At 40.8% G+C, this 26,807-nt stretch carries 26 protein-coding genes, 1 pseudogene and 1 other annotated feature; of the genes and pseudogenes, 16 read left to right on the top strand and 11 right to left on the bottom strand.

Translation table 11 applies throughout. The annotated features are described in order from the left end of the window. Positions 1–15: 15 nt before the first annotated feature. The gene (locus JMV76_RS02910) at positions 16–327 is read right to left on the bottom strand and encodes a transposase (RefSeq protein ID WP_201501546.1); all 312 of its coding nucleotides are present in this window, start codon (positions 325–327) and stop codon (positions 16–18) included. 101 nt (positions 328–428) lie between these two features. On the opposite strand from JMV76_RS02910, the gene JMV76_RS02905 reads away from it, so the two are divergent. From JMV76_RS02905 to JMV76_RS02875, 7 genes are all read left to right on the top strand, one after another. Continuing rightward, positions 429–1,304, top strand: coding sequence for a hypothetical protein (locus JMV76_RS02905; protein WP_055124373.1), 876 nt, complete (start codon positions 429–431; stop codon positions 1,302–1,304). Then, positions 1,301–4,834: a toxin VasX gene (locus JMV76_RS02900; RefSeq protein WP_201501545.1), complete on the top strand. Its 3,534-nt coding sequence runs from the start codon at positions 1,301–1,303 to the stop codon at positions 4,832–4,834. Before JMV76_RS02905 ends, JMV76_RS02900 begins: the two co-directional genes overlap by 4 nt. A gap of 20 nt (positions 4,835–4,854) precedes the next feature. Further along, on the top strand, positions 4,855–5,919 hold the full coding sequence (locus JMV76_RS02895; protein WP_201501544.1) for a DUF2304 domain-containing protein: 1,065 nt from the start codon (positions 4,855–4,857) through the stop codon (positions 5,917–5,919). Positions 5,920–6,109: 190 nt separating this feature from the next. Further along, positions 6,110–7,329 (top strand): IS3 family transposase gene (locus tag JMV76_RS02890; protein ID WP_193837136.1). Its coding sequence is split into 2 segments (ribosomal slippage): positions 6,110–6,386 and positions 6,386–7,329, totalling 1,221 coding nucleotides; the frame shifts between segments, so codons are not numbered across the junction. Beyond that, positions 6,385–6,501, top strand: a sequence feature (AL1L pseudoknot). Its footprint overlaps the gene before it by 117 nt. 79 nt (positions 7,330–7,408) lie before the next feature. Continuing rightward, positions 7,409–7,714, top strand: coding sequence for a hypothetical protein (locus JMV76_RS02885; RefSeq protein ID WP_201501542.1), 306 nt, complete (start codon positions 7,409–7,411; stop codon positions 7,712–7,714). 21 nt (positions 7,715–7,735) lie between these two features. Then, positions 7,736–8,797 carry a DUF6708 domain-containing protein gene (locus tag JMV76_RS02880; RefSeq protein ID WP_201501541.1) on the top strand — a complete coding sequence of 354 codons (1,062 nt, stop codon included), beginning with the start codon at positions 7,736–7,738 and terminating at the stop codon, positions 8,795–8,797. 50 nt (positions 8,798–8,847) lie between these two features. Beyond that, positions 8,848–9,909 (top strand): hypothetical protein, encoded by a 1,062-nt coding sequence (locus JMV76_RS02875; RefSeq protein ID WP_201501540.1) that lies wholly within the window; start codon positions 8,848–8,850, stop codon positions 9,907–9,909. Here JMV76_RS02875 and JMV76_RS02870 read toward each other — a convergent pair. From JMV76_RS02870 to JMV76_RS02860, 3 genes are all read right to left on the bottom strand, one after another. Then, positions 9,896–10,408, bottom strand: a complete 513-nt coding sequence (locus tag JMV76_RS02870) for an IS630 family transposase (protein WP_265090268.1) — start codon at positions 10,406–10,408, stop codon at positions 9,896–9,898. The two genes, JMV76_RS02875 and JMV76_RS02870, sit on opposite strands and share 14 nt — an antisense overlap. Beyond that, the gene (locus JMV76_RS02865) at positions 10,395–10,745 is read right to left on the bottom strand and encodes an IS630 transposase-related protein (protein ID WP_201501539.1); all 351 of its coding nucleotides are present in this window, start codon (positions 10,743–10,745) and stop codon (positions 10,395–10,397) included. Before JMV76_RS02865 ends, JMV76_RS02870 begins: the two co-directional genes overlap by 14 nt. Before the next feature lie 709 nt (positions 10,746–11,454). Continuing rightward, entirely contained in the window at positions 11,455–12,564 is a 1,110-nt protein-coding gene (locus JMV76_RS02860; protein WP_201501538.1) for a hypothetical protein, read from the bottom strand. Between the two features lie 442 nt (positions 12,565–13,006). Between JMV76_RS02860 and JMV76_RS02855 the strand changes: the two genes are divergently transcribed. The 6 genes and pseudogenes from JMV76_RS02855 (at position 13,007) to JMV76_RS02830 (ending at position 18,083) form a co-directional block, all read left to right on the top strand. After that, positions 13,007–13,897 carry a YagK/YfjJ domain-containing protein gene (locus JMV76_RS02855; RefSeq protein WP_201501537.1) on the top strand — a complete coding sequence of 297 codons (891 nt, stop codon included), beginning with the start codon at positions 13,007–13,009 and terminating at the stop codon, positions 13,895–13,897. Between the two features lie 150 nt (positions 13,898–14,047). Then, entirely contained in the window at positions 14,048–14,359 is a 312-nt protein-coding gene (locus JMV76_RS02850) for a hypothetical protein (protein WP_201501536.1), read from the top strand. 36 nt (positions 14,360–14,395) lie between these two features. Then, a pseudogene (locus tag JMV76_RS02845) lies at positions 14,396–15,388 on the top strand (DUF932 domain-containing protein). 105 nt (positions 15,389–15,493) lie between these two features. Continuing rightward, positions 15,494–16,615, top strand: a complete 1,122-nt coding sequence (locus JMV76_RS02840; RefSeq protein WP_201501535.1) for a YqaJ viral recombinase family nuclease — start codon at positions 15,494–15,496, stop codon at positions 16,613–16,615. Between the two features lie 139 nt (positions 16,616–16,754). Then, a complete protein-coding gene (locus JMV76_RS02835) occupies positions 16,755–17,666 on the top strand; it encodes a recombination directionality factor (RefSeq protein WP_201501534.1) in 912 nt (303 codons plus the stop codon). A gap of 165 nt (positions 17,667–17,831) precedes the next feature. Next, positions 17,832–18,083 (top strand): helix-turn-helix transcriptional regulator, encoded by a 252-nt coding sequence (locus JMV76_RS02830; RefSeq protein WP_227690039.1) that lies wholly within the window; start codon positions 17,832–17,834, stop codon positions 18,081–18,083. A gap of 36 nt (positions 18,084–18,119) precedes the next feature. Here JMV76_RS02830 and JMV76_RS02825 read toward each other — a convergent pair whose 3' ends face one another. From JMV76_RS02825 to JMV76_RS02810, 4 genes are all read right to left on the bottom strand, one after another. Then, positions 18,120–18,641 (bottom strand): hypothetical protein, encoded by a 522-nt coding sequence (locus JMV76_RS02825; RefSeq protein WP_201501532.1) that lies wholly within the window; start codon positions 18,639–18,641, stop codon positions 18,120–18,122. Beyond that, a complete protein-coding gene (locus JMV76_RS02820; protein WP_227690037.1) occupies positions 18,619–19,854 on the bottom strand; it encodes an AAA family ATPase in 1,236 nt (411 codons plus the stop codon). Before JMV76_RS02820 ends, JMV76_RS02825 begins: the two co-directional genes overlap by 23 nt. Before the next feature lie 70 nt (positions 19,855–19,924). Next, positions 19,925–20,446 carry a Holliday junction resolvase-like protein gene (locus JMV76_RS02815; protein ID WP_227690065.1) on the bottom strand — a complete coding sequence of 174 codons (522 nt, stop codon included), beginning with the start codon at positions 20,444–20,446 and terminating at the stop codon, positions 19,925–19,927. Positions 20,447–20,496: 50 nt separating this feature from the next. Beyond that, positions 20,497–21,393 (bottom strand): competence protein CoiA family protein, encoded by an 897-nt coding sequence (locus JMV76_RS02810; RefSeq protein ID WP_201501530.1) that lies wholly within the window; start codon positions 21,391–21,393, stop codon positions 20,497–20,499. A gap of 111 nt (positions 21,394–21,504) precedes the next feature. Between JMV76_RS02810 and JMV76_RS02805 the strand changes: the two genes are divergently transcribed. The 3 genes from JMV76_RS02805 (at position 21,505) to JMV76_RS02795 (ending at position 24,825) form a co-directional block, all read left to right on the top strand. After that, positions 21,505–22,599 (top strand): hypothetical protein, encoded by a 1,095-nt coding sequence (locus JMV76_RS02805; protein WP_201501529.1) that lies wholly within the window; start codon positions 21,505–21,507, stop codon positions 22,597–22,599. Between the two features lie 134 nt (positions 22,600–22,733). Beyond that, positions 22,734–23,540, top strand: coding sequence for a tetratricopeptide repeat protein (locus tag JMV76_RS02800; protein WP_227690035.1), 807 nt, complete (start codon positions 22,734–22,736; stop codon positions 23,538–23,540). 70 nt (positions 23,541–23,610) lie between these two features. Continuing rightward, the gene (locus JMV76_RS02795) at positions 23,611–24,825 is read left to right on the top strand and encodes an IS256 family transposase (protein WP_201501528.1); all 1,215 of its coding nucleotides are present in this window, start codon (positions 23,611–23,613) and stop codon (positions 24,823–24,825) included. Between the two features lie 125 nt (positions 24,826–24,950). Here JMV76_RS02795 and JMV76_RS02790 read toward each other — a convergent pair whose 3' ends face one another. The 3 genes from JMV76_RS02790 to JMV76_RS02780 all read right to left on the bottom strand — a co-directional run bounded on the left by JMV76_RS02790 (position 24,951) and on the right by JMV76_RS02780 (position 26,754). After that, positions 24,951–25,280, bottom strand: coding sequence for a hypothetical protein (locus JMV76_RS02790; RefSeq protein WP_201501527.1), 330 nt, complete (start codon positions 25,278–25,280; stop codon positions 24,951–24,953). Between the two features lie 150 nt (positions 25,281–25,430). Then, complete coding sequence (locus JMV76_RS02785; protein ID WP_201501526.1) at positions 25,431–26,132, bottom strand: IS1 family transposase; 702 nt, start codon at positions 26,130–26,132, stop codon at positions 25,431–25,433. Positions 26,133–26,145: 13 nt separating this feature from the next. After that, positions 26,146–26,754 carry a DUF2939 domain-containing protein gene (locus JMV76_RS02780; RefSeq protein ID WP_201501525.1) on the bottom strand — a complete coding sequence of 203 codons (609 nt, stop codon included), beginning with the start codon at positions 26,752–26,754 and terminating at the stop codon, positions 26,146–26,148. Between the last annotated feature and the right edge of the window lie 53 nt (positions 26,755–26,807).

Here is a 26,807-nt window from a genome sequence, read left to right as displayed (position 1 = left end):
CTGCAAGCTGACTGATTAGCGATAGCCGTTCAGGCTGTCCAAGGCTAGCAGAGCGGAAGCCTTTTTTAGAATGTCACGTTCCATAGTCAGCCGCTTAACTTGTTTGCGCAATTCTTGAAGCTCTCGCTGTTCATCCGTTAAAGCGTTGCCAACCTTAGGTGCTTCGCCATTTATTTCTTGACGGTACTGACTCAGCCATTTCTGCAAGGTGGATTTACCTATCCCTAAGGAATCGGCCACATCAGGTATGGTGCGGTTGTGATCAGTGACTAAGCTAATGGCTTCTAATTTGAATTCTCGGGTATATTGATTGCGTTTGGTGGTCATACTATTTTCCTTCTTTGGGTTAGTATAAACCTCTTATGCGCTGTCCAAGTTTATTATGCCACTACAGGTAGTGCTGGCAATAAAGGTGGAGCGGTTTAGGTATGCTAATACCAAAAGTAGAGTTTCTCGATGATATTCAAGCGACTGACGATTATCAAAAGCAACTTAAGGCTTTATATCTAACAGTCTCTGACAATCAATATCAAACGCTGACAGTTCTTATTGATCTAAATATTTACGGTACAGCTGTCTTTGACTTATTAGACTGCGGCATAGATTTGCCATTTGAGCGCATCAAACGCATTCATCATAGCTTTAGCGATGATTTGGCACTTATTAAGATGTCACTTGATAGTAGTACAGGTCAACGGCTACTCGAGCAGCTACTGGCATTGGCACTATATGAAAACACCCATGATATATCTGGTTATCCGCATTCGCGTAGCGTCTGTCTATGGCTATTTGATCAACCAATCACAGAAACGCTTACACATAGTATATATCTGATAGGACAGGCATATGGAATAGGGACAAATAAGCGTCGCTATTTGCGCTACTGGGATCCTAGAGTGTTAGCGCTATTAACCTATATTTGGACAGCCCCACAAAAGCTGCAAATATATCAGTTGGGCTTATCTCACATTTATTATGTTGATTGGAATAATGAGATGACTGTATTGACTCTACCTACGCCAAATGAGGTATATCCAGCTGCTAATATTCAAAAAACGTTAGGGCAGCTTAAGCCGCTACCCTTTCGGTTTAGTCAACAGCAGTGGCAGTTGCTTGAGCAAATAGAATGGATGAATATGATAAAAAGGCAACTAAAAGGGCAAATAGTCATAAATGATCGGGTTTATGACATTATCATAAGCCAAGCTCTACTGATGGCGCAGCGTCAAGTCACGCAGCAGCAAGCCGTTAATAATATTGTTAAAAGCTTAGAGCGAATTAAAGATAAAGGAGTACAGGCATGAGTATTGGGGGTTTTATAAAAAGTGCTCTAGGAATGAATGACGAGGTAGCAGATGTACTAGATGTACCAGAAAGACCAGAAAGACCAGAAAGACCTGTAGAGTCAACACCAGAAAGTGAAGGTGGCTTGCCGTCTATCACACTAGATGAAATCGTTGTAACTGCAACTAGGGATTCATGTCGGTACGGATGTGGAGATATAGGCATACCTATTTTACCTGTGGTATTTAGTCGGGATGATTATAGAGTAAACGGTAATGACAAGCGTTATTTTGGGGATGGGTTGTCTTCAAAGTCAGCCAAACATGATGCTATTGCGAGCCTACCTACACAGGCCTATTTATATTACATATCTAAAAGAATTAATATGTATGGAAGTTCTATATGGTCGATTAGAGAGGTATTTACTGGTAAAGATGGTGCACTAAGGTATATCAAAACATACAACGAAAATGACTTTAGAGTGAAAGGCGAAGAAGATATCAAAGCTGATACTAATAAAATAGAGGTAACAAATATAGATGAGCCTGACGATGAACTCGATGAAATGGTACAGCCAGCTCTCTGTGAAAAAGACGAGCATAGTACGTTAGATAGTAAATATATTACCTTAGAGCCAGGTGAGGTAGTATGGCTCATGGTCAGTCATGCCAAGCTAAGTAAAGCAACTCTAAAAAAATACTTTTATGATGCAGCATTACGCAATAAGCGTATGCAACAGTTCGTTGCTGATGAACTAACAGGTAATAATAATACTGATGGGATATCCTTCTTTTCACCTGAAATAGATTATATAAATAGCTTTCATCAACGAAAACAGCTAGAGCAGGGCGGTGCTATCGATGATAAAATCACAATATATGAAAAAGATGGAAAAGAAGGCGTTCAAGGTAGTTGGCGTTCTGCCCTTCAGCTATACAAAAGTATGGAAAGAAGTATTAATGATAAGATAAGTGATATTGAAGACTATGCAAATAAGGGCTACGAGGATATTGAAGATGGTAAGTTATACAAAGAAGCTGATCAAAAAGATTTGAACATCCTAAAGGATGTCAAACCTATGATGGTTGCCTTGCACGATCCCGTAGGCGAAGTACTAGCTGCGGCAGAAAAACGGAATTATTTACTTAGCCAGCTTAGTGAACTATCAGAAGATAATGATTATATTCGTAAAACTATTAACGCTTTAATCATAAAAAATCTTGAAAAGGCAAGTATTAAGACAACGGAGTTTAAGGATAAGAAATTTTTTAACGCAGGTAAAAACGACTATCTTGGTACTTTGTTAAATATAGGGTTCTCAGATACTGACCCAGATGATTTGATATTTAAGCATATCGATAAGAGCAGTTATGAGTCTTACCTACAATCTTCCAAAAAAATAATTGATCTTAAAAAGAAAATTGTTAATGCTCGTAAAGAATTTATTAAAGCAATTACTAATGAAGAATTCAAATTTATTATAGAAACTGACTTTGATATTGAGCTTGTTCACGATGAACAGACTGCTAAAGATTTTGAGGCAATGATTGCTTCTTGTATTGCAGGCTGTGGTATTGATGATAGTAATATTGGTATTCCACAAAGCATGCTTGATGCTTTTGAATCTACTGCACCAAAAAGTGACACTGCTACTGAAGAGGAATTTAAAAATGTATTATTGCCTCAGATCAATAGTAGCATCAAAATCAATCAAAACTGGCTATTTAAAGCGCTTGGCGGTTTGGATAAGGAGCTGGTCGAGATTATTTATGACTTTAGCAAGAAAGATAGAGCTTCTGAAGCAGTAGGTACTGGAATAGGCTATACGGTAGAAGGGGTTAGTGCTGCGACATTAAATAAGATAACAGTCAACAGTAATCGAAGCGCTGCTATCAATAAAGATAAATTGATTCAGACACTGAGTCAAAATTTATTAGCATTGAGTTTTTATGATCCAAAAGCATTCAGAAATTTGTATAAAGCACTAGAGCTTAGTGTATATGGTCATTCAGGATTGACAGTTATCCGAAAAGAGGTAACTGCTACAGCAGACACGATTGTCAGTTTTGCAAACTTTGCTATGGGTGCAGTATTGCCGAAGTCATGGATCGATAGGATTAATAATAGCGCCAGACGAGCTAAAGATGGTGCTAAGAATGTCGTAGAAGCTGTCACTGACACTACAATTGTGCGTACGCCACAGATCGATAATCTACAGCAGGCTGAAAAGTGGGTCTTACCATATGTTGATAAAGCCCTTGCAACAGGTAAAGGTATAAGTGAGTTGAGCCAGCTCAATGATGGTCAAAAGCCTATTGATCTTGATCAGCTGGATGCTGATGCATTAGCTGCAAGGGGTATTGAGTGGCACAATAACATCAAGAATATAGCGACGGGTGCGACAGGAGGAGTATCGGCTTTCATTGCATATTTCCAGTTAAATGCAGTGATCGCCAGTGTACCAGCGATCGCCAGATTAAAATACGCAGGCGACCCGCTACGGCTAACGCAAGAGCAATTAGGTACTATCAGCTCTGGACTTGCACTAGTCACGGCGAGTATGGATGTGGCGGCATCGGGAGCTAGCGTGTTTGGCAGAACCAGTTTTGCAAACAGGCTTGTCTATCGCGCAGGGTGGATAGGCGTAGTAGGAGCGACATTTGAGGTAGGAAGCTTAGCAATTTACGGTTATCGTAAGTTTAGTGATGGGAATAGACTTTCAACTGGTTTAACAGGACTAGCCGCTGTTTCAATAAGTGCCTCAGCCTATGCTGGATTCAATCTAGGCTTATTAGCGATAGCATCGCCAGCCGCCGCATTACCTGCGCTACCACTATTAGCGATTATGTTTGTCGGTATGACTCTAAGCTATACTTTTCAGCGCCTAGCCTATAAGTTTGATGATAAAAACAATACATTGATAGAATACAGGTTAGACAACAGCGTGTTTGGTCATAAAGCTATGCGAGGACAAGATTATTATTTAATTAATCCGTTTCAGTCAAAGTCGCCTTTCAATATTTTGGAGCAAGACATTAGTGGCTTTATCACGGCTTGTACCTTTTTCTTAGCTAATAATCGTTTGCAAACCTTTCGAGGTAATGTACCTGTGGAGCACGAAATAAGCACAAACAGTGAGATAAGACTTCCGCCAATCCTTGAGATTGTAAAAGAGCATTTGACATTATTTGAAAGTCAGATTCACATTGGAAACTGGGACAAAGCAAGTCAACTGACTATAGAGGTGGTTGCTGATAAAGGTGGCAGAGAGCAAAACCTATATAAAGCGACACTCTATAATTCTGCCAGTGATGAACCTGCTGCGGGTAATATCAAATCATCAGCTCTTGAGAGATTATTGCCTATAGTGACAAAAAAAGAGGCTGAAAAAGAATCGGAACCTCAGTTTATCATTGATACGCAGTTATTAAAGTTTGAACCGCAGAATATCAATAACGCAAAAGTGATTGTGACCTATACGCCCGATACCAGTCGCAATCCGCCATACCCTCTAAAAGACGTAAGCTACTTGGATAATAATAGCTACTAAAGAAAGGTTGCAAAAAAATAATGATTTACAATCCTCCTAACAATACCCATCCCATCGAAAAGCTACTAAGTAAACCTTGGGAAGGGAGCATACCTGCGTATCGAGAAAAAAAAGCCAGCGTAGAGAAGCTGAGCCGTGATATGCATGAGGTAAACCCAGACTACCTACTGTTTCACCCCATTATTAACTCATATCAATTGGTTGGATTTTTGATGGCTTATTGCTTTAGTTGGTTGTTTGGGCAAACTTTATTTATTTCAGTTGTTATTTTTTATGACATTTTATTTAAAAGCGATTTTGATTGGATAGCTGTTTTCTTAATTATCGTACAGCTATTGTCTATTTTAATGTTTGGATTACTACCGTATATAGCATATAAACAGTTTAAAAACAAAAAATCCCATTATAATAAAATAGTATTGTTAAAACAGACCCAACAAATTGCCTATTATGAGCATAATCGTAAGCAAGCGCCTGTTTTTCATTTAATTAATTATAAAGATATTGTCGCCTCAGTCAGACGTAACAACGGCGTCGTTTTTGAAGCCTTGAACCTGCATGTGATTGATCCTAAAACCAACCAAACCATCCAAAGTATTAATCTCGAAGATATGCAACTTAGCCCTTACGACCAATGGACGTTTATCCGTACCTATATGGAGCGTCCCGCAGACGAGCTACCGCTTGACCCACGATATGCCCACGCGTGTCCAACAGATATCAGCACATCGCTACTCGCCTGTGCCGATATTGCTCAAGAGAAAAAAGACAAGGGTCTGACTGGACTACAACATGAAGTGACCTTTATGGGTTGGTTGCGCGCTTGTACCGTCAGTTACTTAGACTTGGCCGAAGGCAATATCTATCAATCGAGTGCCAATCCTGCACTACATCCAGAAGTTCAGCGACGGCTTATGTGGGATGGGCAAAACAATCCGTATAACATTCTGCCTGTCACAGCAGAGCGTCAAGCCGCTTTTGCAAACCAAAACCAAGCGGTAAAGCTGAAATGGTATTCAGGTATCGCCGTGAATGCGACATGGTTTATTGGGTCGATATTGTATGTGATGTTGGTAATTGCTTAGATAAAAATTGATTAGCCAACGTCGATTAGACAGTACGAGAATCAATAAAAAATGAATAACTACATCATACGACCGCAAGAGATTTACTTATTGGAGCGCTATAGCTCACCCGCTTACTTTAAAGAAATGCGCGATGCCTTTGAACCGCCCCGGGATTGTCGGAGACTCAACATTCTGAGAGAATACGACAATGAAAAGACAAACCTACACTCCTGAGATTAAAGAACGCGCCGTTCGCATGCTCATTGAAGCGGCAGGCGACTACCCCTCTACCTGGTCAGCGATTCAAGCCATCGCCCCTAAGATTGGCTGCACGCCTGAAACCCTGCGCTCATGGCATAAAAAGCACATCGATCAAACCATTCCTGCCTCAGTGCAAGCGCAAAGTGATAAAGAACGCATCAAAGAGCTTGAACGCGAGAATAAAGAACTTAAGCAAGCTAATGAAATCATCAGGAAGGCTGCGGCTTTTTTCGCCCAGGCGGAGCTCGACCGCTGACTAAAATCATGATTCACTTCATCGACGACAATAAACACCTTTATGGGGTCGAGCTGATCTGTAGAGTCCTACCGATTGCCCCGTCAACTTATTATCGTGTTCAAGCCTTAAGCGACAACCCACACAAGCGTTCACTGCGCAGTCAGCATGACGCCTATTACATCGGTGAGATTAAACGTATTTGGCGGGACAGCAAGTGCCGTTACGGTGCGCGCAAAGTCTGGCAGCAGATGAAAGCTGACGGGTTAAAGGTTGCTCGGTGTACCGTAGAGCGTTTAATGAAGCAGTATGGTATGCAAGGTGTCTGGCGTGGCAAAAGCAAGATTACCACCAACAGCCGTGACGACCAAAAGCGCGCTGATGACCTAGTCAATCGTAACTTTAATGCACGTCAACCCAATCAGCTTTGGGTAGCTGACTTCACCTATATAAAAACAACTAGCGGCTGGGTATATACCGCTTTTATTATTGACGTGTTTGCCCGTAGTATTGTCGGTTGGAAAGTATCTAATCGCATGAATACCGATATGGTTATGGCTGCGCTAAATCAGGCGATAGCAGATAGGAACCATCCCAAAGATGTGATTCATCACAGCGATCGAGGGGTTCAGTACTTATCCATTCGCTATACTGACAAAATGTGTGACTCTGGTATCATCGCTTCTGTCGGCACGACTGGTGATTCATACGATAATGCACTGGCTGAAACGGTCAATGGACTCTATAAATCTGAGGTAATTGACTATTTAAAGGAGAACTGGACTGGTATCAATGATGTTGAACTGGCAACCCTTGAATGGGTGGATTGGTTTAATAAAATACGACTGCATAGCACGATTGGTTATGTGTCACCCTTTGAGTTTGAAAAGCGGTATTATGATAATTTAATCCTGTCAGGCATGGCTGCCTGACTCAAGTAAATCACTCTCCGTTATAGTCGGGGCGGTTCACATTGGGAATTGGGACAAAGCAAGTCAACTGACTATAGAGGTGGTTGCTGATAAAGGTGGCAGAGAGCAAAACCTATATAAAGCGACATTCTATAATTCTGCCAGTGATGAACCTGCTGCGGGTAATATCAAATCATCAGCTCTTGAGAGATTATTGCCTATAGTGACAAAAAAAGAGGCTGAAAAAGAATCGGAACCTCAGTTTATCATTGATACGCAGTTATTAAAGTTTGAACCGCAGAATATCAATAACGCAAAAGTGATTGTGACCTATACGCCCGATACCAGTCGCAATCCGCCATACCCTCTAAAAGACGTAAGCTATTTGGATAATAATAGCTACTAAAGAAAGGTTGCAAAAAAAATAATGATTTACAATCCTCCTAACAATACCCATCCCATCGAAAAGCTACTAAGTAAACCTTGGGAAGGGAGCATACCTGCGTATCGAGAAAAAATACCCAGTATAGAAAAACTTAGCCGTGATGTGCATGAGGTAAATCCAGATTATCTATTGTTTCACCCGATTATTAACTCGCATCAATTGGTTGGTTTTTTAATGGCTTATTGTTTTAGTTGGTTGTTTGGGCAGTCGTTCTTTTTGATGACAGCTATGGTTATGGCAGTTATTAAAGATGGGTCTATATTTTATTATTTCTTAGCTTTTTTTATTATTATTTTAAACTTTTTAATGTTTGGATTTTTACCGTACATAGCATACAAGCAATTTAAAAATAAAAAGTCTTATTCAAACAAAGTCGTATTATTAAAACAGACCCAACAAATTGCTTATTATGAGCACAATCGCAAACAAGACCCTATCTTTCATCTGATTAATTACAAGGATATTGTCGCCTCAGTCAGACGTAACAAGGGTGTTGTCTTTGAAGCCCTAAACCTGCATGTGATTGACCCTAACACTAACCAAGCCATTCAAAATATCAACCTTGAAGACATGCAACTCAGCCCTTATGACCAGTGGACGTTTATCCGTACCTATATGGAACGTCCCGCAGACGAGCTACCGCTTGATCCACGATATGCCCACGCGTGTCCAACAGATATCAGCACATCGCTACTCGCCTGTGCCGATATTGCTCAAGAGAAGAAAAACAAAGGCTTAACAGGACTACGCCATGAAGTCACTATCATGGGCTGGCTACGCGCCTGTACAGTTAGCTTTTTAGACCTTGCCGAAGGCAACATCTATCAATCCAGTGCCAATCCTGCACTACATCCGGAAGTTCAGCGACGGCTTATGTGGGATGGTCAAAACAACCCATATAACATCTTGCCTGTCACAGCAGAGCGCCAAGCAGCTTTTGCAAACCAAAATCAAGCCGTTAAGCGGAAATGGTATTCAGGAATTGCGATCAATGCGATATGGTTTATTGGGTCGATATTGTATGTGATGCTGGTGATTGCTTAGATAAAAACTTATCAGCCAACCTCTATTAAGCAGTATGAGAACCGCTAAAAATGAACAACTACATCATCAGACCGCAAGAGATTTACTTATTAGAACGCTACAGCTCACCCGCTTATTTTAAAGAGATGCGCGATGCCTTTGCAACTATGTTAGAAGCTGCTGAGCAGGCGCTTGAGCTGTTTGTCAATGATTTACCGTTTGATTACCGTACACGTCCTATCAATAGACAGCCTGATATCGTCTGGGGCGAACGGGTATTGCCAAACCTGCGTGATACTCTAGACAGCTTAAATGTTGGTTATCAAGAGCTGTTAAAAGGGGATCTAGCGGCAATAAGATATGGCGGTAATGTTGAGAGTGATTTTCGGGCTATCAGTATGGATTATGATATCGATTGGATGCCTGAGCAGCAACAACTTGATTATGAAAAATGGGAAAGAGAGGCAAGCTTATGCGCTTTTAACATGGGAATAACCAGTTATTTTGGTTGGTGTTTATACGACTTAATAGAAAATTATAGCATTGAATCAAGAGGAGCGCTCAATGCGCCTGAATCATGGCCTATCTATAGTCTCAACCAACAATATAGCGTTAAGGTAGATGAAGTCGTCCCTGTCGCTGGCATTTATGTACCAAATCGAGCAGATGCCAGTGCTCAAGTGCTATTGGATGGCATGTTAGCAAATGAAGCTAATGTCGGTTATGACCCTGATACGACACACGCTGTCGGTAGAGCTCCTGTTACTTGGATGCTCGTTGAGCGTATCGCGGATAGTGGTGGTGGCAATAGTGTAGTACTGGAATCTTCACGTTGTGAGGCAAATCAGCCTTGTCCGCAGACAGGATATTGGTGGTCACCTGCCAGTCAGGAGTTGCAACATTTTCAAGCAGAAGACATCATGCCAGACATGACTAAAGGAAGGTGGGAAACCATTTGGTATTTTAACGCAACCAACCCGATGACTATTCAACCTACCACGAGTTATATAAAAAGGAAAAGAGCCAGGCGACTCAAAGTTTACCAACGACACAATGGAAATGCGTATTTAAATAGCTCTGTTAAACATGCCTTTTTCACTATGATCATCGTAGATATAGTCAGCTCAAAATAAAATTGTTATGTTTAGGACAAACATCATAAAACAATTTGGATAAGTCGTTTTCCATCCAGCCTTGGCGTAGAAACTTCACCTGAGCCCATTTCTTCTCAATAGGGTTCAAATCAGGGCTGTACGGCGGCAGCCATAGAATACGATGACCGTGCCTGTTCAGTAGCTTTTGAATGCGTTTGCTCTTATGAAATCTGGCATTATCCATGACAATCACGCATTTGGTTTTAAGACTTGGGATTAGCTTGTGTTTGCACCAGTGATAGAAAACGATGCTGTTGATGTTTGTCTCAAAGTAATCTAGTGCAAACAGCATCTTTTCATATAGAGCACCGATAACGTTGGTTCGCTTTTTACCTTGCCAGTTGTAGCTATCGATACAAGGCTTACCAATCGGTGCATAGCCATAAGGACGAATAGTTTCAGCCTCAAAGCCACTTTCATCCATATAAACGATGGGATAGCCTTGCTGCGTAAAGCTATTAAGCTTACTGTGATATATCGCTCTTTTGATCGGACACGCTTTTGGATGCTTTAAGGTCTTTTTTTTGACTGATGCCTAGGCGCTTTAGGGCATGATGAATGCCTGTTTTACTACAGTTTAGACGACGTGCTCGCTCATACTGGTAATCGTCGGGATGTTCTTTGACATCATTAAGTAGCACATCATCTGGTATTTTATAGGGTTTGGTTTGCCTGGTTGTTTTACTATGAACACGCCGCTTCCAGTTTTGTATGGTGGTTGGGCTCAGATTATAAAACTCAGCTGCCTCGGCAAAGGTCATACCCTCGTCTAAGCTTTTTAGTACTTGTTTGCGAAAATCTAGCGAGTAAGTCATGGTCTTTATAATAACAATTGAATTTGATAATTAGTTTATAACATTTTTAAGTGGGATTGACTATATATCGATTCTGCTGTTTGTTGAACAAACTCGCGGTCCTTTAATCTATGAGCAATTATTAAAGGCTATCTTTATGCAGGCACTGTGTTTATTTATGCTCACGGATTCCAAATTAATGCTTGCGCTGGCTAGTGTCACCAATAGGCCGTTAAGTACTATGAAAGTGGCTGCTTTTTTTATCATGTTAGGATCGTTCTATCTATTTTTTATTACGACACAAGGTTTGCCTTTTCAGAATGGGATAATAGGATGTGGCTAACTATTGATTATATACAATTGATATAGCTTATTACCCTAAACGTGAGAAGGACGTTTAACAGTAAAGCTAGCAGTTCATTACTAGTAAATTGTCTAAATAGTGGAAAAAAATTAGTTTAATAAGAGAAAATGCACAATAAGAAAAAGGCTTCCAATTGCTTGGAAGCCTTTTAATATAATGGTACCCGGAGCCGGAACAGTATATTGATTTCAAGGTACTGATTTTTATAATTATTATCTATATTCTTAATGTTGGTATACTTGCCAGTACACTTAAGATTATATTTTCACAGCAAATGATAAATCTTAGTATGAACTCAATAGTTTCCTCTAACTGGCTAATTCTATTGTAATTCACTAATTTCAGAACTTCTAAGAACAGGTTGTACTATTTAAGGAGTACAACAACATTGTACTCCTTATCTAAAATCTGTTTCGAGGAATCTATTGCATTCTCGCCATAGGCTTCTGCAATTTTATCCAGTTTCTTATTGTACCCATGAGGCAGTTTAAAATCAGGAAGACGTTTTTTATCTTCCTTATCTCTAGATGTCTTTTGATTCCAAGCATTTCGCATGCTCTTTAGCGCTTGCTTCTTAAAGTCAGTAATATTATAAACTCGTTCGAACGGAGACAGTTGTTGATTTATATGAAATTGCAATTCAGCTGATTTCGTCTCAACTTCAGGTTCATTAGCTTCATCAATGGCGACGGCATCATCATCTAGAAGTTCTTTTTCAGTTCCAACATTTTGACCAAAAAGCATTTTTGCGTATCTTATATTTTTCTCTTTTGGTACTTCTTCAATAGCAACAATCTTTTTCTTTTCCGAGTCGATATACTCCTTATTTAAATAGCTAGACTTTTCAAATAAGTCAAGCATATCTAATGAAGCGCAGACTTGAGTATATAAATCTCTAGTTGTAGTTGGTATAAATGTAACAGGTTGAACTAGAAGCCCCTTTTCTTCTAAGTAATCTACAGCCCATTGGATCTGTTTCTCGTCAGTAGGGTCAAGCCAATTCAAATGTTTGACCTTAGTTTTAAAGTCAGAATATAAAGCTTTTGCGTAATTTAAAGTATATTTCTTTTTTCTCAAATCGAAACTCCAGTTGCTCCTGTTTAAAGGTCTTTGGTCAAAAAGTGAGCAGTCTATACTCAAAAGTAAATCTTTTTGAAAATCACCATATTCACACATGCTCAGATTAAAATTCTTTTCCTCGACTGACATATAAGCATAAAACCATATAGAAGCTCTCAAATCTGATGCTAACCAATGTATAGATTCTTCTGGAAGTAAAAATGATCTAGGTATGAGATATGGCTGAGTGGTTATCATCTGAGTTACTTTCTGTTTATCTAAAATATAGGCATCAAGATATTCGACAGTATTAGGAAAAGCCACATCCTCGTAGTCTATATTCAACTGATAAAGCACAAAATTGACTACTCTTTGTGAAGCTCTAGGAGTAACAGTTGAACGCTTGCCCTTTAACATATAAATCAACCTTAAACAGAATTCAAAAAAATAATCGATATACTAAAATAGTAACTGAAATAGCATATATACCATAATAATTAACAGTTTTATACTAATATAAGAGTAATTTTATAGTAAGCAATTTCTAGCTTAAGTTAGTTAATTAGGCGTTATTTTCTTAGTGTTAGCCTATTTTGTTAGTTTGATGAAGCTTGCTTGCTAGTCCAGCAAGCTTATACGTACATTACGCAACTCCCCAACTGACGGAACTTGGTATAGGCAGGCACATCGTATCCCTCCAGTATGCAGTAGCATGTTCCCTCACAGACTGCCAATCCGGTAAATAATATTATTAATATACTGTTCTCTATTCTTGAGTTGTTTGGCCTCACCAAGCAACGTCAGTAAGAAAATATCTAGTTGCCTTAGTTTATGAATTCATAACTTTAGGCAATATAAAATGATGAACGCAATTTTAGGGCACGACTACGTCGTCGCCAAGGTCGATAAACTGGTAAGCGATATACTCACTCCTAACATTCAAATCAGTAACCAGCAAATAAGCCAGCAGCTGAATAGTTACTATGAACTAATGGCATTAAACTTTGATGACGAATTGGTTTATGCCAATTCGATCAAATGGTTTATGGGTAGTTGTTATCTAGTATGTGGAAATAACTATCCTAACGAAGTGATTTGGAATGAGGGTATGACACAAAATTTTTTGACTGCACTTGGTTTTTACCATACTGAATTCGCTGCTGCTAGGACTGACTTTGCTTTTCAGGAACAGCGTAATAGCCAATCACTTCTTGAGTATATAAAGTATTTTTTAGATAAATACGCACGTCTACTCATTGTTAGGGTCGATCTTAAAATCAAGTCAGAGTTTGCAAACAAAGTGAGTGTTGACGCTTTTAATAATTTTATGACTGATTTAAGAGATGATCTTGGACGAAAGAGAGGGTGTTTTAAACATTTAAGAGGTTATGCGTGGGCCATAGAGCAAGGGGTTGATAATGGTGGTATACATTGCCATTTATTACTACTCTATAATGGTGATAAGCGTCAGCAAGATTGGTTCTTAGGGGATGTCGTTGGTAAGCACTGGGTTGAGATTACAGAAGGTCTAGGCAGCTACTTTAACTGTAATACTATAGAACAAAAACGGATGTACGAGCGGCTAGGTATACTTGGTATTGGTAGGATTCATGGAAATAATAACTTAGAGGTGAAAAACGCTATTAATGCAGCTTTGTATTTAACAAGGCCTGAGAAGTATGAGCAACGCCTAAAGGCATGGCTGCCGAACATGCGTAGCTTTGGTCGTGGCACTATTTCTGCTAGTTGAGTAATGCTATGAATAGTTAATAGCTAACTAATTTCAAATACATACTACTTACGTGAGATTGAGCATTACTGTCTGAATGCTTGTCCCTTCTAACCATTAAAGGTCTGCCTCGTGCAGACCTTTTTTATGCCGTTAATAAAAGGAGTTCTTATGAAAGTAGATTGTCCGTACTGTCACGCGTCTTCTGTTTGCGAATCAACTGATAATACTGATCAGCAAGCTGTTGATCAACGATTGAGCTTTGCTATTGCTATACCTGAGCATGATGTTTGCAAGCTATGCCAGTCGCTTAGCTTGCATCTGCTTAGCTTGCATCCGCTTATCAAAGTGGTGCTTAGCATGACGCTTATTGTTGCTGTCCAATACCTTAAATCTAATCGTGGGTCATTACTCTTAACTCAAAAGGCTTATCGCTGTGAAGGCTGCAACAAAGTCTTCACAGCACTCTATCCGTTTGTTTAAACCTTAACCTCACTGATCAATATAGGAAATACTATCATGGCACATTTAATCGAAAACATGGCTTACGTTGGCGAGACCCCTTGGCATGGTCTCGGTAATCAATTACCTAAGAATCAACCTATCGAGGTCTGGGCACGCGAGGCTGGTATGGACTGGCGTATCGAATCATAAGACGTCAGCTACATGGCAAACAATGATAAAGGTCAAAACCTCATCCTACCCTTTGATAACAATAAAGTATTGTATCGCTCTGACACGCTAGAACCACTTAGTGTTGTCAGTCAGCGCTATCAAGAAGTACAACCGCGAGAGATATTAGAATTCTATCGCGATCTTACCGAGCAATCAGACTTTGAGCTTGAGACGGCTGGTGTCTTAAAGGGTGGTCGTAAGATGTGGGCATTGGCCCGTACAGGCCAGTCAGCAACGCTTAAGGGCGGTGATGTTAGTAATGGGTACTTGCTTCTTGCAACGGCTTGTGACGGGACTCTGGCGACCACAGCGCAGTTTACCTCTATCCGTGTGGTGTGTAATAACACCCTTGCGATTAGCTTAGCTAGTGGAGGCGGTAATGTAGTGAAAGTACCACACAGCACCTCATTTGACGGCGACAGAGTCAAGCAGCAATTGGGCATCTCTGTTAAGCAGTGGGATGAGCATATGTATCAGATGAAGCAGCTCACTCAGCGCCGTGTCACTCAGGCACAAGCGGCCAATTATCTGAACCGTGTGTTCAACGATCAGGATAATGACATCATTTTATTTAACAGCGCTAAGAAAGAGAAGGATGTGGTGCCTAATGCCAAAGCCATGAATCAGGTGATGAGCATGTTTAACGGTCAAGGTCGCGGTGCAGACCTTGATGCGGCTCGTGATACCGCTTATGGACTGCTATGCGCGATGACGGAATTTGTTGATCATGAGCGTAGAGCGATGTCAACGGATCACAGACTAGATTCTGCTTGGTTTGGTGCAGGGGCAAAGCTGAAAGACAAGAGCCTAGAGGAAGCCTTTGCACTGATTGCCTAGATTCTACTAGTAAGTTTAACCAATCAAACCACGCTTGAGGGCGTGGTTTTTTTATGCCTGTTATTTCACTTACTACCAATAATAAATTTATCGAAGGAATTCATCATGAATATGATCGCATTAAACACCAGCATTCAGCCAAGACAAACTAAGCGTGCAACCGTTAAGGCTAAAGCAAACCTGAATGCTAAAACTGTTATAGAAGAGATACCCAAAGCGAAGCATAAACCAGTCAAGCCGTCCGCTAGTTATTCGGTAACGGCTAAGCGCCTCATCAATACCAAAGGCCTAAGCCATGAGAAGTGGCTTGAAGTTCGCAAGCAAGGCATTGGCAGCTCGGATGCCGCTGCTGCTTGTGGCATTCATCCGTATTTGTCGATGCTTGAGCTATGGATGATTAAAACAGGACGTATGACATCAGACATCGATGAGAGTATTGAAGGATATTCGCCACTCTACTGGGGCAATACCTTAGAGCCGATGGTGGCTAAATACTATCAAGAGCATACTGGCAATAAGGTACGCCGCGTCAATGCCATCTTGCAGCATCATGATCCTGACAAAGCCTTTATGCTGGCTAACCTAGACTATGCCATCACTGGCAATGACGAGGTACAGATTTTAGAGTGTAAGACCGCTGGTGAACATGGTGCCAAGCTCTGGAAGCATGGTGTACCTTTGTATGTGACGTGCCAAGTACAGCATCAGTTGGCAGTCACAAGCAAACAGGCTGCGCACATCTGTGTGCTGCTGTGTGGACATGAAGCCAAGATATACAAGGTTGAGCGTGATGAGCGCTTGATTGAGTCCATCATGGAGCATGAGCGTCTGTTTTGGCAATACGTAGTAGCAGACACACCACCAACCCCTGATCATTCTGAATCCGCAGCTCGGGCATTAAAGCAGCTGTACCCAACGGCTAAGCCATCAAGCAAGGTTGATCTAACGGATGATGACGGTGCTAACAAGCTGTTTGAGCAATTGCTGAGCTACCGTGACTACATGCAGGAGCTAGAAGAACGCCATGACCAAGTGAAGCATCAGCTGCAAACACTGATTGCCGATAATGAGGTCGCTGTGTTTGATAAAGGGGCGATCTCTTGGAAGCGCTCGAAAGACAGTATTGGTCTAGATAGCAAAGCCGTTATCAAAGTGCATCCTGAGCTATTAGCCAAGTTCAGTAAAACCAAGCAAGGCAGCAGACGCTTCGTTGTGCTTAATGACTGAGCTGACGATTACTCAATCATCAACACAATAACAACCAGTCAAAGCGAATGAATCAAAGCAAGCGCATAACCGCCCACCTAGCACAGGTGGGCTTTTTTATGGTTAAGCATAATTTATTAAACACATAAGGAATATCACCATGATTAAAGGTCTAACGATAACCCCGCCAGTTCTAGGTCGTATTAGCATTGGGCGTGTCATTGTAAAAGATGGCAAGCGTTTACCTGCCAAAGACGATCAATTCACTATCACCAGTCAAGTTCAAAATAAAGATGGCTGGATCAATCATCCACTTGATGCAAAGCTACGCGAAAAGAATGACGGTAAGCTCAGACAAATACCCGTACGCATGTTGTTTAATGATCCTGAGCTTAACCTACGTGCTGAGTACACGCTGTTCGATAGACAGACCGGACGCCCGCTATGCGTGGGTGACGGTGAGCAGTGTCAGCGCAGAACTAGCAATGGCGTAGAGCAACTACCATGCCCATCCCCTGATCGTTGTCCACTGGCACAGGGCGGTGCTTGTAAGCCGTATGGCAGACTATACGCAAATCTGAGTGAAGACGATGAGCTGGGTACGTTTATCTTTCGTACCACAGGCTTTAACAGCATCCGTACCTTGGCAGCTCGCTTAAGCTACTTTGCTGCGGTATCAGGCAATAAGCTGTCATGTTTGCCATTACAACTAACACTCAGAGGTAAGAGCACCACGCAAAGCTATCGTACGCCGATTTACTTTGTGGATTTAACACTGCGTGGTGATGTAACACTCAAACAGGCCGTACAAGATGCTGGGGCCATTGATAAGGAGCTGAGCGAACATGGCTTTGATCAAGCAGCATTAGAGGCAGCAGCAAAGCTTGGCTATGTGAACTCGTGCTTTGGTATCGATAGCGAAGATGCCATGGAGGTGGTAGAGGAGTTTTATCCAGTAGAGACAGACGATGTTGGCAGTGGTCAACAGGGTGACTATCGAAATGGATTAGCGACTCGTGACGTAACCAGCATTGAGCAAGGGCTGCGACAGAGTGTGACGGCAGTAAGTTAGTACAGCTGACACGCATATACAGCATAAAAAGAGCTGAGTCATCAGCTCTTTTTTTATGGCTTCAATCAAGGACAACCGTGGAGCTGTATGGAATGCGGTAAAAAAATATAGGACTCGATAAGTATATGAGAGGAGATGCTCTCATTCACTTACAAGGAGAAAATCATGGAAACTTTAAACGCAGTACAGCCAGCAATCGAGCAATGCAATCATATACCACAGCTACTGAATATTAAAGAAGTTGGTAACTATACAAATCTTAGCCGCTCGACGATCTATGAGATGATTGATGAAAGCTCTAAACGCTATGATCCAACCTTTCCTAAGAAAGTACAGCTTACGCAGGTTAGGGTAGTGTGGGTAGCAAGTGAGATTGCAGAATGGATTGAAGCTAAAATCAATGCGCGATTAGCCTAGCAAGTGCATCAGCCGTCTCACTCAAATGTGAGATGGCTATTTTTTTTGCTTATTACCTAGTAATGAGCGTAGCTTTACGATTGTGGCATGATTGGTCTTATCAAGCACTGGCTTAGCAAATAGGGGCTCGTAGCTTTTCGATAAGGCAGGTTTATCGGACAATTGAGGGTGTAGTACGCTTTTACACTTTTGAGCGGTACTAGGAACATTTTGCGCAAGTATGCTAAGTAGCATACCTTCCAAGCAGAGCGGCTCTGAATATAAAATAGCAATGCCCGAATCTTTAGCTGCTTTAATATCTTCTTGCTTAATAGGAATATCGCTATCCATCAAAATAAACTTCTGGTCATAATCAACGTGACGACTCTTTTTAACCGTGTCCTTGATAATATCGTGGGGAGAGCCACCACTCGAAAAATCTAAAGTGATTTTACTGCCAGAGCGTCTTTCATGATAGATGCCTTTCATATGACTTAAAAATGCCTTATCGTGTTCACCTTCGCCCATAACGAGTAGGGTGGTTTTGTTGGCTAATCTAGTAGGTTTGCGCTTTGCCATAATCTAGCCCCTTACAGATTTGGTATCGCGTCAAACGCGCCAGCCATGTATTTGCATAAAGGTTATCGTCATTACGGATCCCCTCCATCTCATCAAGTCGCCAAGCTTCTGAAGCCTGCTCGTATTTTTCGACTAAATAGATTTGATGCTTGTTCAGTAAGTTAAACACCTCAGGGGTATGGCAACTAAAAATAAGCTGCGCATTATGAGGGTTGTAATGCGATGAGCGAAACAAATCAAAAATGGCAGGCAACAGCAGAGGATGTAAGTCATTATCAAGCTCATCAATAATAGCTACACCACCGTTTTTGAGAACAGGCAGTATGAGCCCAAGCAAGCTATAGGCAGATTGAGTACCATTAGACTCTTCATAAATCATCAGCTCAAACGAGTCATCACCGACTTTATGAACACCAAAAGGTAGCAGGATTTCTTGCTGTTTACCCTCGTTTACCGTTATCACGCTTTTTATGTTAATTTCATCTATACCTGTATCGAACTGGCAAAGTAGCTTTTCAGCAGTTTGCTTTAGACCCTCATCCTTAGCAAACAATTCTGTCATTTCAGGTATGGATTGGCTGATACTACCAATGCGACCCATAGCAACCACATTGGTTTTATAGTTATTAAACATCTCTGTAATTGCTTCTGCCAAAGGCTCATCAAGCAAATTAGCATAACTGATAAGTGAGGCATTTTTTTTCACATCATCTGCTAAAGAAGGGATCACAAAGTTACGATGCTTATAGCTAAGTTTGTCATCGTCATGCTGACGTATAAATATATAGCTAAATTGACTACTAGTCTTCTTGTACAAAGCCTCTTTAATAACGCTGTTCTGTGTCACAGTCAGTTCATAACGGTACTCTTCATAGACGTCATCAGCATTTTTAAGTAAAAAGCCGAGCTCAAAATAAGATTGCTTATCTTTGCTGAGTGCAAAAGGACTAAAGGGTATGGCCTCTTCTGAATCAGTACTACTGGTTGAGCTACACATAAACCAACGTAAAAATGCAATTGCTTTTAATAGTTGGGTCTTACCGGAGCCATTAGCGCCAAGTATGGCAGTGACTTTATTTAATCGATATTGATCTTGCTTGGTATCAACATAAAAGTCATAGTCAGTCTTAGTAGGTTGTTTACCCAGAGTAAATGACAGTTCAGTAGATTCTCGATAAGAATGAAAGTTTTCAAAGCGAATATAAGTAATCATATTAAGTCACTTTTAACAAAATATTGTGGTTTCATCGATAATATAGCATATTCATCTCTGTAATGTATCATTAGCTACTTGTTTGAACTCTCATATCTTCCGTATTTTCGCATTGCTTTATCCTAAGCTCTTTAAAGCTTATCTGCCCATTTTCGATTACTTGCTTAATAATCTTCTGTCGCTGGTTGAGTCTCGCATTCCCTGTTTTGACTTCTGCGATAATGAGATGTACGTCTTCAATCGGAACATTGCCATCAGCGCATTCATGTAAGTTTTGGAAGATGACATAGTCAATCGGCTCACCCATGAATCGGCAGTCTGAAGGGTTGTAAGGAAAGTCAGTAATAAAGGGCGTGAACTGTTCACCTATTTGACCTTTTAGGACGTTGCGCTGCATGCTGTTTGAACGCTTTTGCGCCTCTTTAATGTCTTTATCTAATCGCTGTTGAAAGCCTGCTTCTTTTTCAAGCATATCGTTCTTAATTTGCGCAATATCCCGTTCGCTCTCTAGTAGAGCTTTATTTTGCAATTGTATTCGCTGTATAGTCCATACAAGTAGCGACATCATTAGTAAGATTATAATTAGCAGCATAGTAGTGAGTGTCATCGTTTTATTCTCCGTAGTATCAAGTAGGGTCATATTTAAGCAGTAGGGGTCATATCCATTTCTTGCAGTCGTTGAAAGACAGTATCTGAAAACGGCTTGAAGTAATTCCATGACTTATATTTTTGATTGTATTGACCACCGCCTTCGTTACGCCATTGCTTGAGTATCTCAATAACATCATGGTTGTAGGTCACACATTTAATAGATACCATGCCTGACTTAAAAACTCTCACGTCGACCCAAGCATGGTTGATAGTAAAGCGATAAGTGTCGTAACTTTTATCAAAGCTTTCATTGATATTATTTTCAGTGACTGTTTGGCAGTTATAGGTGGATTCAACCAATGGTGTAGGGGCTACTGGTATTGCTAACGATTTCGGTGCTGGGAATATCCACTGCTTATTACTGACACAGTCTAGAATATAATCTTTGGCTTCCTCACTTGGTAACTCCATACCTTGTGCAATGGTTTCTCTCAAATCGATCTCAATAGTCTTAATGCCTAGCTGCTTAATAAATTCAGCTTTATCAGTATCGATGAAAGAAGTCACGGCAACTTCAATAAACATCATTTCATCATTAGCCGTTGCGACTATATCAGGTTGAATACAGCCAACAGCTTGTTCCTCAATCAAATGATCAAACTGCCAAGTTTTATTCTCGCTATTTTCGTCATCAGGTAGGGATGGCAGTGTTAAATACCTTTCTTCCATAATGACTTGTTTAGCAAACTTGTGTAGGATACTTTCAGGATGAATAGTGCAGCTTTCTTTATTGTTTAGGTGTGCAAAATGGTGCTCATTCTTTTCACCTTTACGAGCCAGCACAGGCTCACCACATTCAAAGCAAAAACACATACAAGCCAGCCCTCGCTCGACTTGCTTAACATTGACGATTTGCTTTTGCTCATTAACAGCGATTGACATTGACATAGTTACCATCCTCTTGTTAGTTGGTTAGGAGTGAGGTAAATATGAAAAGAATTCTGCCCCTAAAACAGACTGCTATTGGGGGTATAATAGGGTCTAAATCGGTATTTACCTATGAAAAACATACACTTAAGCGTCTTTGAAGAGCTAAAAAAACAATTACTTAATTTTCCAAGAAATACTTTTTATGATCATTGTCTAAGAGTAATAGTTGACGCACAGCTCAACAAACTAAAATATTCAGACGAAGAGTTTGAGCCTGAGAAATTATCGAGGCAAGTCATTTACGCCAAAGCTAGGGGCGTAAATGAAAATACTGTGAGTAGTCAAGTTGCTAAAAATAAGATAAAAACGGATAGATTAAATGTAGAGTTAGCAAGGTTTATTGAGTCACAACCAGACTGTGAACAGGCGTTTAATGATATAGGGTATTTGCCAGAAGTTATTTCATCTGTATCAGAAGGTGGTGCCAAGAACAGAACCTTAGTATGGATGAGTGTTAAGGCTATTGAAAACGAGGAAGTAGATGAAGAGCAGATAACTGGATCTGCCGCCATTGACTCTGATGACATTGAAGATAATGAAGATAATGAAGATAATGAAGATTTAAGCAGTGTTACTTATGAGCGCAAAGCGGCTTCTGAGATTAAGTCCTCTTTATTCACTCGTCTTTTCTTCAAAAAAGGTGAGCTCAAGATGCTGAGTATTAGCGGAATCTCGCTTATGTTATTACTAATGCTAAGTGCTCTGCTGGATATTTTGATTGTCATATACTCAATACTAGTCCTTTTGTTATTAAGTGATTTACCAAGCTTTAAACTTTGGCAAGCTATGGTTTTCGTGGTGTTTATTCCTTTTGCTTATCTTAACTGGCGATATTTTCTTATGCCGTTACAGTCGCTACCTCAACATCGCGTGATTAAAGCGCCTATGTTCTTTGCTAATATTAATGCTGATAATACGGATATTGAGATGTACCGAGACAAAGATAAGCTCAACATAGCAAGGGTCACAGAATTCACTGCAACCTGTCCTATTTGCTCTGGAGTAATAGAGCTGGCGAATGGCAAGCCTGATCAAAAGGTACCGCTAGTAGGGCGCTGTAAGGAAGCGCCGTATGCTCATGTTTATAGCTTTGATCGGATGACGATGAAGGGTTACTTTTTGGGTGTGTCAAGATATTTGACAGGTGAAACACAGAATAGTTGAGATAGCATCAACACTGTTATTAGTACAGTACCGATTTCATTATTAAAGCCATAGCATGGCTTGTTTTTAAGTGATCAATGTGATCAAGCAGGCTGGGATACTAATCAAAAACTGGATGAGAAAGAATAATTATCATGCAAAAATTCAATAGAACATTAATTTGTAAAGTGATGCTAGTGGGATTATCGTGTGGGCTAACCTTATCAGCTACTGCTGATCTTGGTATCGTAAGTAAGTTGGTAAATAACGGTATAGCGACTACTCAAGCTACTCTTGGCCACATGTACCTTACTGGAGATGGTATTAGTCAAGATGATGTTAAAGCATTTGAAAAGACTAAAGAAGCTGCTTATAGAGGTAGAGTGTTTTCTCAATATGCACTTGGAGAGATGTATAGTAATGGCATAGGCGTACGTCAAAATTATGCTAAGGCTATTGAGTGGTATGAAAAGGCTGCCAAACAAGGTAATGCTGAAATTCAATATAATCTTGGAACGCTTTATCAGAATGGCGAAGGTATTCCGCAAGATTATTATAAAGCAGTGGAATGGTACCGGAAGTCAGCTGATCAAGATTTTGTATTGGCTCAGTACAATTTAGCTGCAATGTACTATGAGGGTCAAGGAGTAAGTCAGGACTACGCAGAAACACTGAAATGGCTAAGAAAAGCTGCCGATCAAGGATATGCTAATGCTCAAAACAATATCGGTGACATGTATGAAACTGGCAAAGGGGTTGAGCTCAATGATAAAAAAGCAGCCGAATGGTATCTAAAAGCTGCAAATCAAGAAATAGCCGCAGCGCAGAACAGTCTTGGCTTGATGTACTTTGAAGGCAGAGGTGTCGAGCAAGATAAAGTCAAATCACAAGAGTGGTATATCAAATCTTGTGATAACGGATATGAGCCTAGTTGTGCTGAATATGTTTTATTGAGTAGGTAACACGGGAGGTTCCCGAGCCTTTCCTAAAAACTGTGTAACTGCTTATAATCCACTAACCGGAGAATAAGCAATGACTACTCAATCTGACATTAAAAAACTGGCCGAGCAAATGGCTGGTAGCATGAAAAGCTTTGATGACATCAAAGACTTCCAAAAGCAGCTCATGCAATCCTTTATCGATACTGCCTTAGAGGCTGAGATGGAAGACCATCTCGGCTATCCCAAGCATGAAAAGGCGGATAAACCTAATAAGCGTAACGGTCACACTAAAAAGACCGTCCGCAGTGACACAGGCGATCTTGAGATCTCCACCCCAAGAGACCGTCATGGTGACTTTGAACCTACACTCGTGCGCAAGCATCAAACCCGTATTAGTGGCCTTGATGACAAGATCATATTCCTTTACGCCAAGGGTCAAACCACCACCGAGATCGTAGAGAGCATTAAAGAGCTCTACGATGTCGACATCTCAAGCTCTCTTGTCTCAAGAGTCACCGATAACATATTAGAGGACATCACCGCTTGGCAGAACCGGCCGCTGAGCAGTGTTTATCCTATCGTCTATTTGGACTGCATCGTCGTGAAGATACGTCAAGACAAGCAGATCATCAACAAGGCGATCTATCTGGCCTTAGGCGTGGGACTCGACGGCAGAAAAGAGCTGCTTGGTATGTGGCTCTCAGAGAATGAAGGCGCTAAGTTCTGGCTAGGCGTTCTCACTGAACTACAAAACCGCGGGGTACAAGATATCCTCATTGCCTGTGTCGATGGTTTAAAGGGCTTCCCTGATGCTATCAACACCGTTTATCCAAACGCTCAGGTTCAGCTGTGTATCGTGCATATGCTGCGCTATTCAATGAAGTTTGTGCCATGGACGGATAAGAAGAAAGTAGCGGCTGATTTAAAAGCCATCTACGGAGCTGATACGCTTGAGATAGCCGAGGCCAATCTTGAACACTTTGATGAGACTTGGGGCACAGAGTACCCGCACGTGGTCAAGTCTTGGCGCAATAACTGGGAGGGCTTAACGGTGTTCTTTAATTACCCTAAAGACATCAGAAAAGCCATTTATACCACCAATGCTATTGAGTCTTTAAACAGCGTGATTCGGACAGCGGTGAATAAGCGTAAGGTGTTCCCCTCTGATCAGGCAGCATTCAAAGTGGTGTACTTAGCCACCCAGCAGGCATCCAAAAAGTGGTCGATGCCAATCCGTAACTGGACGTCTGCTCTGAATCGTTTTATGATTATGTTTGATGATCGTATCAGCAGGCATTTAATCTAAATGGCAGTTACACAGAATCTGGGATGGTCTCAGGTTCCCAAAAACTGTATAACTGCTCACAACCTTCTATCCATAAAAAAGCCACCTTGCAAAATGCTAAGGTGGCTTTTTTGAATTATTAATCATCAAGTGCAGTTGTTCATATGCTGTGCTTCTGCCAGATCTGGGTTACGACAATCGGCTAACGGATCATATCCGTCGTCATAACCTGAACGTTCAATCACGAATTTACGCAGATCAGCATCTGTGCCGCCACCAAGTGTAAAATCATTTAATAAATCTACCATGTCTTGTGACACTTCAATATCATTATTAACGAGGTAATCAATGTGTGCTGCTTGCGTTGGTGTCAGTAGTTCGGTCGTTTCTACAGCGTGATCACCGGTTCCATTATCGTAGTAGTCATCATTTGAGATCTCATGAGTAGTTTCACTCATGTCTGATATGGATGTCATGTCAGCATCCAATTGATCACTTAGATCTTGGAATATATCATCATATGTTTCACTTGCAACCTCTTCATCAATCAAGCCGAAGTCAGCGACAGATGAGTCTTCGATGTTCTTATTAGAATTTTTGGTGGTGTTCTAAAAAGTATGCTGGCATCAGACGTAGCCATAATTGACATAAAAGAACACCAGATCGAATACTTTAAAGTGATTATCAAGCTTTTTTGAGAAGCAACAAGTCTTTCTAACCGATCGTCTTAATCGGTGTCTAAGACGGCAGTTATTACCTTCTATACCTACCGTATGCTGTTTGCCAACTCGTTTGTTATCACCTTTAAAGGCCGTTATGAAACTGTCCCAATTGTCCATGCTAATAGAGTCATAGCTCACTTTAAGTTGCTTAAGACGTGCTCTTAGTTTCTGAGCCGTTTTTAAGTCACGCTTGCCCCAGACATAAGCGACAATCTCATTAGTAGCACGGTCATAAGCATAAATAAGCCAAACTTTACGCTTCTTGCGATATACGTAAATCCAGAACTCATCAACCTCTAAGCGTTCATAGTAGCGCTTCTTAGGTACAATCTTGTAAATGGATGAGCCTATAGTACTAAGCACTTTTCCAATACTAACCTTGGCTATAACGGCTATGTCTCTAACGCCGCAACCTCGGACAGTCATCAGTCGTATGAGATCTTCTATTCTAGAGTGACAGCCGTTATAGGTTACCGCATGATCGCCAATAAACTGGCGTTTGCAGTCCTTACATTGGTAGTTCTGCTTGCCATAGCTTTTTATGCCGTTTTTCTTTAAACTGGGACTGTGACAGTCGGGGCAATTGATCTGTATTTGTGTCTTCATAACCTCAAATATATCATCTTGCTTCGGCTGTCACCCTTCCTTTATTACTCCAGCATACTTTTTGATACACCACCGAATTTTTATCTTTTGAGTCTAACGAAAAGGAAATTCTTGTGACTTTCCAGCTAAGACCGTCTCTATGCATGATCACATCTAATGACTCATCCGAATCATCGGCATCAATGATCTGAACTTTGAATCGATTAAATGACAGGTAGCCAGTTTTATAATCAATATCTTCATTGTCGATTTTAGCCTTGTCTTCCGAGCTGTCATTACTTGAGTCAAAATCCAATTTTTGCCCTTGAAGCATTAATGCAACACCATCAGGTGTGATCAAACCATCAACGAGTGGGTCTATCATTGCAGCGGCTAACATAGTTCCTAAAGCCTCAAAGCCATCTTGCTCATCACTTGCAGCAAGCTCTTCAACCATAGCGGCTTTGACTTGATCCTTTATACTTTGCTTAACGCTAGGGAAATCAATATACCCTGACAGCTTATCTGCGTCTTTCTGTTCAGCAGCATTTTTAATGTTATAAAAAGCTATATATGGTGAAGCGTAAAGGTAAATCGCAAATATAACCAACAAGCCTGCCAGCCAAGGTAAAAGCTTTTTCAAAAAATCTCTCCTGAATTTTTAATAATATTAAAAGACGATGAAGCAATACGGAT

It is taken from the genome of Psychrobacter cibarius, assembly GCF_904845955.1.
GTDB classification, from domain to species: domain Bacteria; phylum Pseudomonadota; class Gammaproteobacteria; order Pseudomonadales; family Moraxellaceae; genus Psychrobacter; species Psychrobacter cibarius_B.
This window is presented reverse-complemented; position numbering and strand designations above follow the sequence as displayed.